This is a genomic window from Archangium sp., assembly GCF_036388035.1.
Lineage (GTDB): Bacteria > Myxococcota > Myxococcia > Myxococcales > Myxococcaceae > Archangium.
On the sequence record NZ_DASVSO010000646.1, the window covers coordinates 1 to 10561 of the forward strand.

At 70.9% G+C, this 10561-nt stretch carries 9 protein-coding genes and 1 pseudogene; 6 read left to right on the top strand and 4 right to left on the bottom strand.

Annotated features, from left to right (window positions below; genetic code table 11):
- Window positions 1-537 (bottom strand): annotated as a pseudogene (locus VF697_RS26485) (hypothetical protein); the annotation flags it as partial.
- A 2-nt stretch (window positions 538-539) separates the two neighbouring features.
- On the bottom strand, window positions 540-1502 hold the full coding sequence (locus VF697_RS26490; RefSeq protein ID WP_331099503.1) for an SDR family oxidoreductase: 963 nt from the start codon (window positions 1500-1502) through the stop codon (window positions 540-542).
- A 100-nt stretch (window positions 1503-1602) separates the two neighbouring features.
- On the opposite strand from VF697_RS26490, the gene mutL reads away from it, so the two are divergent.
- The 4 genes from mutL (at window position 1603) to VF697_RS26510 (ending at window position 6098) form a co-directional block, all read left to right on the top strand.
- Window positions 1603-3477 carry a DNA mismatch repair endonuclease MutL gene (gene mutL / locus VF697_RS26495; RefSeq protein ID WP_331099504.1) on the top strand — a complete coding sequence of 625 codons (1875 nt, stop codon included), beginning with the start codon at window positions 1603-1605 and terminating at the stop codon, window positions 3475-3477.
- 89 nt (window positions 3478-3566) lie between these two features.
- Window positions 3567-4250, top strand: coding sequence for a hypothetical protein (locus VF697_RS26500; protein WP_331099505.1), 684 nt, complete (start codon window positions 3567-3569; stop codon window positions 4248-4250).
- A 181-nt stretch (window positions 4251-4431) separates the two neighbouring features.
- Window positions 4432-5442, top strand: coding sequence for a hypothetical protein (locus VF697_RS26505; RefSeq protein WP_331099506.1), 1011 nt, complete (start codon window positions 4432-4434; stop codon window positions 5440-5442).
- A gap of 146 nt (window positions 5443-5588) precedes the next feature.
- Window positions 5589-6098 carry a hypothetical protein gene (locus VF697_RS26510; RefSeq protein WP_331099507.1) on the top strand — a complete coding sequence of 170 codons (510 nt, stop codon included), beginning with the start codon at window positions 5589-5591 and terminating at the stop codon, window positions 6096-6098.
- Here the strand turns inward: VF697_RS26510 and VF697_RS26515 are convergent.
- The gene (locus tag VF697_RS26515; protein ID WP_331099508.1) at window positions 6095-6622 is read right to left on the bottom strand and encodes an FHA domain-containing protein; all 528 of its coding nucleotides are present in this window, start codon (window positions 6620-6622) and stop codon (window positions 6095-6097) included. The genes VF697_RS26510 and VF697_RS26515 overlap by 4 nt on opposite strands.
- A gap of 199 nt (window positions 6623-6821) precedes the next feature.
- On the opposite strand from VF697_RS26515, the gene greA reads away from it, so the two are divergent.
- A complete protein-coding gene (gene greA / locus VF697_RS26520; RefSeq protein WP_331099509.1) occupies window positions 6822-7334 on the top strand; it encodes a transcription elongation factor GreA in 513 nt (170 codons plus the stop codon).
- A 111-nt stretch (window positions 7335-7445) separates the two neighbouring features.
- Window positions 7446-10214: an ATP-dependent DNA helicase RecG gene (gene recG / locus VF697_RS26525; protein WP_331099510.1), complete on the top strand. Its 2769-nt coding sequence runs from the start codon at window positions 7446-7448 to the stop codon at window positions 10212-10214.
- A gap of 3 nt (window positions 10215-10217) precedes the next feature.
- Here recG and VF697_RS26530 read toward each other — a convergent pair whose 3' ends face one another.
- The gene (locus VF697_RS26530) at window positions 10218-10499 is read right to left on the bottom strand and encodes a hypothetical protein (RefSeq protein WP_331099511.1); all 282 of its coding nucleotides are present in this window, start codon (window positions 10497-10499) and stop codon (window positions 10218-10220) included.
- Window positions 10500-10561: the final 62 nt, after the last annotated feature.

The window sequence follows — 10561 nt, forward strand, 5'->3', positions numbered from 1 at the left end:
CCCGGTGGTGGGCAGCACCTCGCTGAGGGTCTCCTCCAACTCCCGAATTGCCTCCGAGGTCGCGAGGGCCTCCGCGGCTCGCTCCAGCAGCTCCGCTTCCTCCGCGCGTGCCTCGGCTCGCGTCGGCTCGGCCGGGACGCCCGGCGTGGTGGCTCTGGCGGCGATGTCCGCCTCGGCGGGCGGGCGGGTCTTCGCCTCGGGCAGGGTGGACTTTGGCGCCTCGGTCTTCCCCTTGGCGGTGGGCTTCGCACCCTCGGCCCGAGACGGCTCCGCCTTCTTCGCACGCGCTCCCGACGGCTTCGACGCGGCGGGCTTCGGTGCCACCGGCTTCGGCGCGGCGGCGGCCTTGGTCGCGGGCTTCTCCTTCGGCCCGTGCGCCTTCTTCGCGGCCTTGGCCGGGGCGGCCTTCTTCACGGGCGCGGCGTGGGCCTTCTTCGGCTCCTGCGTGGGCGCCGTGCCGGCCGGCTTGGACTCCGAGGGACGCTGTGCGGCGCCCCGCTGGAACGGATCGTTCCCGAGCACACCCTTGGTCGCCATGATCAACTCCTCCGCATCGCCGCCACGGCGTCCCGGGCGTGGAACATGGGAATGAAGCCGAGCTCCTCTTCCGCTCGCTCACCGTCGGCGACCAACCCGTAATGCATGTAGTCGAGCAGGGCCGTGGGGAATCCCGGTCCCCCCAGCGTCGTCATCGTCTTCAGGGCCGCACGGTAGAGCGGTCCGGGCAGGGGCAGCGGCTGCGCGCCCGCCTGGCGGATCAGCCCCGACAGCGGCAGCACCCCTCGGCCCACGATGTTGAACTCGCCCTCGGCGTTCGCGCTCAGCGCCTGGTACAGCGCCCGCGCCGCGTCCTCCTCGTGGAGCGCCTGCCACAAGGGATCGAACCCCAGCAGGGTGGGCACCACCCGGTGCTCCAGCATCCGCGTGGCCGGGTTGTTCATCCTCGGGCCGAACATCGGTGCGAAGCGCAGCACGATGACCCGCGTCTCCGGGTGGCGCTCGCGGAAGCCGCGCACCTGCTTCTCCACCTCGACCTTGTCCGTGACGAAGCGGCTGCCGGGACAGCCCGCCAGCGGCGTCTCCTCGCCCAGCAGGGCGGGGTGCTGGGGTCGCGCCCCATAGAGCGCCGTCAACGAGGGGACGATCAACCTCGGCACCCGGACCCGTCCCACCGCGCTCAGCACGTTCATCGTGCCGATGACCTCCAGCTCGTGCGCCAGCGAGCCGTCGCGCACCGGGCCGTACAGGAAGGCCAGGTGGTAGAAGATGTCCACGGGCAGCTCGGAGAGCGCGTCGGACAGCTCGCTCTCGGCGTCGTGGCGCGTGAGGTCCACGCGATGGAAGTCCACCTTGTCTCCGGCGGGCTTGGCCACGTCCAGGACCAGGATGCTCTCCACATCGGGATCGCTCTCGAGCAGCGGCAGCAGCAGCCGGCCCAAGTCTCCCGCCGCGCCCGTCACCGCGACGCGCAGTCCGCCTTTGCTCGCCTGAGTTGCTTCCATACGGAAGGGGGCGTGATAGCTCAGAAGTCCCACGTTGTCAGCCGCGATGCGTCAGGATTGCTGGCCAACTCCACGGGTCCTGCGCATGATGTGACCTCCCATGGCACGTATCGCCCTTCTCAGTGACGCCCTCATCAACAAGATCGCCGCCGGTGAGGTGGTCGAGCGCCCCGCCTCCGTCGTGAAGGAGCTGGTGGAGAACTCCATCGACGCCGCCTCCCGCACCGTGCGCGTGTCGCTGGAGAAGGGCGGGCTCGGCCGCATCACCATCTCGGACGATGGGCACGGCATGGGCCGCGAGGACGCCCGCCTGTGCCTGGAGCGCCACGCCACCAGCAAGCTGCGCCAGCTCGACGATCTGTTCACCATCAACACCAAGGGCTTCCGGGGCGAGGCGCTGCCGGCCATCGCCTCGGTGTCGCGCTTCTCGCTGCACACGGCCGAGCCCAACGCCGAGGTGGGCACCCGGGTGGTGGTGGAGGGGGGAGCCGAGCCGGTGGTGGAGGACGCGCCGCCTCGGGTGGGCACCGTCATCACCGTGGAGGACCTGTTCTTCAACACGCCGGCACGGCGCAAGTTCATGCGCCGGGAGTCCACCGAGCTCCAGCACGCCGAGGAGGCGGTCATCCGGCTCGCGCTGGCGCACCCGGACGTGTCCTTCTTCGTGGATCACGCGGGCCAGCAGCTCTTCACCAGCCCGGCGAGCCCGGGAGACCCGCGCGAGCGCATCGCCGCCGCGCTGGGGCCGGGGGTGCACCCGCATCTCGTGCCGGTGGAGGAGCGGCGGCTGGGGGTGACGGTCACCGGGCACATCGCCTCGCCCGAGTACACCCTGCCCAACGCGCGCGGCATCTACACCTTCGTCAACCGCCGCTACATCCGGGACCGGGGCCTCAACAGCGCCATCCAGCGCGCCTTCCAGGAGTTCCTCGCCGCCGGGCGCCAGCCGGTGGTGGTGCTGTTCATCGACATGGACCCCCGGGCGGTGGACGTGAACGTGCACCCGCAGAAGCTCGAGGTGCGCTTCGCGGACGCCAAGGGCGTGGGCGACACGGTGAACGCCGCCATCGTCCGCGCGCTCCGGGCCGCGCCCTGGCTGAACAGCAAGGGGGACGGGCTCTCTGCCGAGCAGCCCCGGCAGGCCGCCCACTACGCCATGGCGGTGGAGCGCTTCCTCACCCGCGCCCAGGAGGCCTCTTGGGGTGGGCCGCTGCCGCTCCCGGGCACCCAGGACGCTCCCGGGCCCGCCCCATCTCCCTTCGCCCCCGGCTCCACGCCCCCGCCCGGCTCCTCCTTCGCGCCCGTCCTCCCGCTGCCCCCGGGGCGCTCGCCCGCCTTCGGCCAGGCCCAGCCCCAGCTCAACGAGGCTCCTCCACCGGGCTACTTCGGCGCGCTGCGCCCCATGGGCGTCCTCGGTGAGCGCTTCCACGTGTGCGAGGGCCCCGGCGGCACGCTGGTGGTGCTCGACGCCCACGCGGCCCTGGAGCGGGTGCGGCTGATGACCTTCCAGCGCGCGCTGGAGCAGGACAAGCCGCCGGTGCCCACGCTCTTCGGCGCCACGGTGGAGCTGCCGGTGTCGGTGGCCAAGGCGCTGGTGGAGGGGCGCGAGGCGCTCGCCCGGCTGGGGCTGGAGGTGGAGCCCTTCGGCGGCACCACCCTGGCCCTCAAGGCGCTGCCGCCCGCGCTCGTGGGGGCGGATGCCCGGGCGCTGCTCGAGGCGCTCGCTCGCGCGCTGCCGCCGTCCGGCTCGGCGCTGGACGCGGTGTCGCTCGCCGAGGCCCTGCGCGTGCTGGCCTGCCATGCCGCGCGCCATGCCGAGGGCCAGCTCAGCGACGGCAAGCTGCGGGCGCTGCTCGGCGAGCTGGACGCGGCCGACTTCCACCCCTCCTGCATCCACGGCACGGTGGTGGTGCTCGAGGTGCCACTGCTGGAGCTGGAGCGGCGCGCGCTGCGGCCTCCCGGCCCGAAAAGTTGACCCCCCAGGCTTCACTGCTACGGTGCGCCCCCACCCTGTAGCACCGGGGCGGACTGACAGTCGCGCTGCGCCTGAAGGACTCCTGACCGATGCGTCGTCTCGTCTTCCTCGCGTTCCTGCTCGCCGCCGGGAGCGCCTCCGCCCAGGAGGAGCTCGCGCCGCTCAACGGGGTGGGGCGCATCTCCATCCAGGCTGGCTGGCGGGTGTCCTCGAACGACACCTTCTACGACAGCTTCTACGCCCTGCCGGGCTTCCAGGGCGTGCAGCGCGCCCCCGACTCCCCGGGCGGGCCCTTCCTCGCGGGCTCCTTCGCCTACGCCGCCACGGACTTCATCGAGCTGGGCATCGATCTCTTCGCCACCGGCGAGCAGCTCCGGCTCACGGGAGCGCCCACGCTCACCAACGTCACCTATGGCGCCCTGGTGGGCCTGCGCTTCCAGACGCTGCTGGACTTGCTGACGCCCGAGGGCGTGGTGCCCTTCGTGGGCCTCCAGACGGGTCCCACGCTCGCCTACTCGATGGCCGAGGGGGTAGGGCGCAAGGAGATCCTCACCCAGACCTGGGGGGGGACCGTGGGGGCGACCTTCCGCTTCTCCGCCCACTGGGGCCTCACCGCCGAGTACCGCCTGGCCTTCGTCCGCGGCCAGAGCGCCTTCAACACGAAGACGGAGTTCGCCCAGCTCGCCTCGTACAACGGGGGCGGCAACTGGTTCGCGCTCGGGGTGACGTACCTGCTGGCGCCGGATCCGACCCGCCCGTTCTCCTCGCCCTAGCAACGGGCCGCTTCCCTGGCCCCCTGCCCTCGAAGAATGTACCGGAAATTCATCGGGGCTCGAGGCCTGTTTCCGGGGCCGACACATGACGGGTGTCGAAACTCCACGACCCGCCCGATGGGAGCCCCTGACGATGCGTGAAGAGGCCGAGATCATTTCCGGGCCCAATAGGAAGATGTCCATGGCTGCTGAGACGAAGCCGGAGCAGAGCAACAAGGAACTGAGCGAGATCCGTAAGGAGGTCATCGAGGCCCGCAACCTCGTGATCAAGACGGACAGCCTGCTGAAGAACCTGCATGCCGAGGTGAAGGCCATCGGCAAGCGCCACGAGGATCTCCAGAAGCGGCAGTTCCTCTCCTCGGGCGTGGCGTACGCCATCTTCGCGGCGCTGTGCGTGGCGGGCGCGGTGGTGGTCAGCTCGGCGCGGACGTCCACGGCGGGCGCGGAGCGCGAGCGGCTGGAGAAGACGGTGGCCGAGCTGTCGGCGCAGCTCGACAAGCAGCGCACGGAGGCGACCGCGATGCAGACCTCCCAGCGCGCGGCGGCCGAGGTCTTCCGCCTGATGACCACCCTGCCGGGTGACGAGCGCCTCAAGGGCGTGGACGAGCTGGTGAAGCTCGACACCTCGAAGCTGACGGCCCTGGAGCGCCAGGCCCTCACCGACAAGGCGGCGCAGCTGCGCCGGGAGATTGGTGACTCCGCCTTCGAGCGTGGCAAGACGGCCTTCCGCCGCAACGACATGAAGGCCACCATCGAGGAGATGTCGCGCTTCGTAGCGATGAACCCGCCGCAGGAGCAGCTCCTGGACGCCTCGTTCTTCCTGGGCGTGGCCTACAACATGGAGAAGAAGCACGACCTGGCCGTGCCGCTGCTCTCGCGCTTCGTCGAGAACGACAGGAAGGCCAAGAACCGCGACTACGCGATGCTGCTCCTGGCGCAGTCCCTCCAGGAGACCAACCAGCTCGACAAGGCGATGCAGATGGCGCATGACGGCGTGGCCCAGCATCCGGCCAGCGAGTTCATCCCGCAGTTCCGCGGCCGTATCGCCACGGTGCGCCGGATGCAGCAGGGCGGAGACGCGGCGACCGCGGCGGCTCCGGCGGCCCAGCCCGCGGCCCAGCCCGCGGCCCCCGTGGTGGTCCCGGTTCCGATTTCGGTTCCGGCCATCACGGCCCAGCCCGCGCCGCAGTAGTCCCCGCGTCCCCACGGAACCAAGAAGGGCCTGGGCCACATGTGCCCGGGCCCTTCGCCGTTTCCGGGCCCGGGAGCGCCCGTGGGAGACGCTCGGCCCCACCTGGGCGTTGCCATGGGGGGCTCGCGGTCGTAAGACGGGGGCCCGTGTCCGAGCCCGATCCCCGGAAAGACTCCCGTTACCGCCCCTTCCGCGCCGCCGCCTACGGCCTCTACATCGCCGTGGTGTCCGCCTTCTGCCTGGCCATCATCATCAGCGTGTCGCGCTCGGTGGCGGCGATGACGCCGGAGCGCAAGCCCTCCGCGGAGCCGGTGCTGTCCTACCGCGAGTGCCTCGACGCGGCGGACCGCTTCTGGTCGGAGCTCGAGGCCGAGCGCGAGAAGCTGGTGCGCACCACGCCCGCCAACAAGGCGGACCGGCAGTGGGTGGAGTTCCGCACCACCTGGCTGCAGCGGCTGCGCGACGAGGAGGCGCGGTGCGCCCTGGAGTCCAGGGACCGCACGAGCCTCAAGGACGTGTTCCGCCGCCTGGAGGAGGTGCAGGACCTCTACACCATCCACGCCGTGCAGTACGCGGGCGAGGTGGGCGGCGCGGTGGAGGCGCTGCGCGGGGCCTTCTCCACGGCCCGCAAGAACCAGGCGGCCGGCCGCTTCTAACCGTTGCGCGAGTGGGGCCTCGCGGACCTCGAGCTCGCGAGCCGGGCGTGCAACGTCTCCGTCAGCAGGTACCAGAACTGAACGTTGCCGAAGCTGAGGATGTCCCCGTCCTTCAGCGTCGCCTCGCGCGTGCCGAGCGAGCTGGCGTTGAGGAAGGTGCCGTTGGTGGAGCCGACGTCTCGCACGGTGCAGCGGCGCTCCGGCTCGTTCCAGCGCAGCACGGCGTGGCGCTTGGACACCGAGGCGTCGTCGATCATCAGCTCACAGTCGGGCAGCCGGCCCACCGCCAGCTCCTCGGAGCCCACGAGCGGGGGGAGGGTGGTGACGAGCAGGTCCTCGAACTCGAAGAGCAGGGAGACCATGCCCCGCTCGATGTCCTCGGGCGAGGCCACGCGGGTGGGGGCGAGCACCTCGGTGGTACGGCCCGGGGGACGCTGGATGAGGACGAAGGGGCCGAGCTGACGGCGGAAGGCCCCGCTGGACAATGACGCGCCGAGCGCGCGCAGCTCCTGGATGGACAGCACGGCGCGGCAGCATGCCAGAAAGAAGTCGGGCGGGCCGGGCGTGCGGGAGTCACGTTGTCGCTTGTGCGACGCGCGGGTTTCGTTGACCCAGCAGTCAAACGTCTCCTACAGTTTCCCTTTCGGCCCGGCCGCCGCCATCGTCAGCAGGGCGGCTTGGAGCCTCGGCGTTCACCTTTTGGCGTGGGAAGGAGCAGTGTCGATGAGTGGGAGCGGGAACATTCCGATGACCCCCTCGGGTCTGCGGAAGCTGAAGGCGGAGCTGAAGCACCTTCAGACCGTCGAGCGCGGGAAGATCTCTCGGGAGATCGAGGTGGCGCGCGCGCACGGGGACCTGCGCGAGAACGCCGAGTACCACGCGGCCAAGGAGAAGCAGTCCCACATCGAGGGTCGCATCCTGGACCTGAACGATTGGATTGCCCGGGCCGAGGTCATCGACACCAGCAAGCTGGGCGGGGACAAGGTCGTCTTCGGCGCCACCGTGGACCTCGTGGACGTGGAGACGGACAAGCCCGTCTCCTACCGGATCGTCGGCGAGCTGGAGGCGGACCTGAAGAAGCGGTGGATCGCCGTCACCTCGCCGGTGGCGCGGGCGCTCATTGGCAAGAAGGTGGGCGACGTCGCCACCGTGCAGAGCCCTGGCGGCGTGCGCGAGTTCGAAGTGCAGGAGATCCGCTTCGAAGATCCCCAGGACGAGGCGTCGCAGGAGGGCTGAGCCCACCACGAGGCCGACCGGGCGGGGGAGCGGGCATCAGCTCGCTCCCCTGTGTCGTTCTCATGGCGATGGGACGAATGCGCCTTAGGATGAAGCGCTCGGATCCCCTCTGTGAACCACCCGCTCGCCAGCCTCGTCGGTCCCCTGCGTTATGCCTGCCGCGGTGACTTCGCCCATCTGTCCACGGTGAAGGACCTGCGGGGTCTGCTGGAGCGCGCGATCGCGGGCGCCACGGGCGTGGACGCGGAAGCCCTGAAGCACCTCCGGGCGGCGCTGCCGCACGTGGACCACCCGACGCCGGATCGCCGCAAGGCCGCGTTGAGGCGCGTGGTGGCGGGACTGAAGCTGAGCGGGGTCTCCCTGCCCGAGGAGCTCGCCCAGGTCGCGACCTCGTCTCCCCTGGAGCCCACCGCCGCGGCCTCCTCGGGAGAGGGTCGGGGAGAGGCGCTCCCCGAGCGCGTGCCCGAGTGGAAGTCCACGGCCCCCGTGCCTCCGCCGCCGGGCACCCGGACCGACGCGCCGCGAGCGGTCGTGGAGGGCTACCTGTCGCCCCAGGCGCCCCGCCCGGGTGCCGTCCGAAGGCCCAACGGGCCCATGCTCGCCTCCGCTCCGGCCCACGCCATCCCCCCGGCGAGAGCGCCCGCCGCTCCGGCCGCCCGCGTGAAGCCGGCCCCGGCCCCGGCGCCCGAGGAGAAGCCGGCCGGCAAGCGGAAGAAGCGCACCGCGAAGGGCCAGGAGGAGTCGCGCGCGGAGGCGAAGCTGCTGTCGATCGCCCCTCGCTCGGGGCCGCTGGCCATTCCGCTCAAGACGATGGGCAAGAGGCTGGGCCCGCGGCTGCTGGCGGCGCTGAACAAGAAGGGGCTGCGGCGGGTGGGGGACATCCTCTTCCTGCTGCCGCGCTGCTACGAGGATCGGCGCAAGCTGCAGACCATCGCCGAGCTCATGCCCGGAGAGCGGGGCGTGACGGTGGGCGAGGTGAAGATGGCCGACTTCGTGCCGGGCCGCACGGGCAAGCGCTACTTCCGGGCGGTGGTGGCGGATCGCTCGGGGAGCATCGCGGCCACGTACTTCAACGCGGGCCCGTGGCTCAAGCAGCGCTTCCCCGTGGGCAAGCGGCTGGTGCTGTCCGGCGAGGTGCGCGCGTCGCTGTCGGGGCGCGAGATGGCCCACCCGGAGATCGAGCCGGCCGAGGATCTCGAGGGCTCCTCGGTGCACTTCAACCGCATCGTCCCGGTGTACCCGGGCTTCGAGCGGGGAGACCAACGCTCGTTCCGGGAGCTGGCCTCGGTGGTGAGCGAGTCCTACGCGGACAACCTGGAAGAGCCCCTGCCCGAGGGCCTGCGCAAGAAGCTGGAGCTGATGACGCTGCCAGAGGCGCTGCGCTTCATCCACTTCCCCCCGGGGGACGCGGATCCGGAGATGCTGGATCGGCACCTGAGCCCGGCGCATCGGCGGCTGGCCTTCGACGAGCTGTTCTTCCTGCAGCTCGGCATGGGGCTCAAGCGGCAGGGGGTGAAGGCGGAGAAGGGGATTACCTTCGACGTGTCGGCGCCGCGCCTGGAGAAGGCGCGCGGGGCGCTGCCGTTCCAGCTCACGGGCGCGCAGTCGAAGGTGATTGGGGAGCTGTGCGAGGACATGGGCCACCCCGAGCCGATGAACCGGCTGGTGCAGGGCGACGTGGGCTCGGGCAAGACGGCGGTGGCGGTGGTGGCCTCGCTGCTGGCGTTGCAGGACGGCTACCAGGTGGCGGTGATGGCGCCCACGGAGCTCCTCGCCGAGCAGCACGAGCGCACCTTCCGCAAGCTGCTGGAGCCGCTGGGCTTCAAGGTGGCGCTGGTGAGCGCGTCGGGGCCGGCCAGGCGCAAGCGGGAGATCCGCGAGGCGGTGGCGCGCGGGGAGATCCACCTCGCGGTGGGCACGCACGCGCTCATCCAGGAGGGCGTGGCCTTCGAGAAGCTGGGCTTCGTGGTGATCGACGAGCAGCACCGCTTCGGCGTGCTCCAGCGGCAAACGCTGATGAGCAAGGGCGTGTTCCCGGACGTGCTGGTGATGACGGCGACGCCCATTCCGCGCACGCTGGCGATGACGCTGTACGGGGACCTGGACGTGTCCGTCATCGACGAGCTGCCGCCGGGCCGCACGCCGGTGAAGACGCGCGTCTTCAACGACAAGCAGCGGGCGCGCGTGTACGAGTCGGTGGCGTCCGAGGTGCAGAAGGGCCACCAGGCCTACGTGGTGTACCCGCTGGTGGAGGAGTCGGAGAAGCTGGACCTGGAGGACGCCACGCGCGGGGCGGACAAGCTGCGGCAGGTGTTCCCGGGCGTGGAGGTGGGCCTGCTCCACGGGCGGATGAAGCCCGAGGAGAAGGACCTGGTGATGGATGCCTTCCGCGCCGGGAGCATCCAGATCCTCGTCTGCACCACGGTGGTGGAGGTGGGCGTGGACGTGCCCAACGCCTCGGTGATGGTGATTGAATCCGCCGAGCGCTTCGGCCTGTCACAGCTCCACCAGCTGCGCGGCCGGGTGGGGCGTGGGGCGGCGGTGAGCTACTGCTACCTCGTGGCCAACCTGGCGCGCTCGTCGATGGAGTCCTCGGAGCGGCTCGGGGTGATGGAGCACAGCAGCGACGGCTTCGTCATCGCCGAGAAGGACCTGGAGATTCGCGGCCCGGGCGAGTTCCTCGGCACGCGGCAGAGCGGCCTGCCCGAGCTGGCGGTGGCGAACCTCGCGCGGGATGGAGACCTGCTCTCGCTGGCGCAGCAGGAGGCGCGGCGGATCCTCGCGAGGGATCCCCGGCTCGAGGCCTCCGAGCACCAGGGGCTGGTGAAGGCGCTCGAGGAGCGCTGGGAGGGCCGGCTGGCCCTCGCCCGGGTGGGGTAGGGCTCAGCTCACGGCGGCGAGGAGGGGTGGGTACTCGAAGCCCTCCGGGTCCATCCACACCCAGTCGGTGATTTCCGCCGTCCGGGCGGTGCACAGCTCGTTCGGATCCAACCCGAACTCCTGGCACCGGGCCAGGAAGTACGTGTCCCCGCCCACCCTGCGGCAGTAGTTCACGAAGTCCAAAGCCGTTTCGATTCCAGGGCTTTGCTTGAGGAAGCGCAGCAGCGCGAAGTTGGTGGTGGTGGTGCGCGCCTCATCCATGGACACGTTCCGCTGGGCCGTCATGCGTCCTCCAGGTTCACGCGAAGTGTAGCTTTCGCGCCTCTTGCCTTTCCAGAACTCAATAC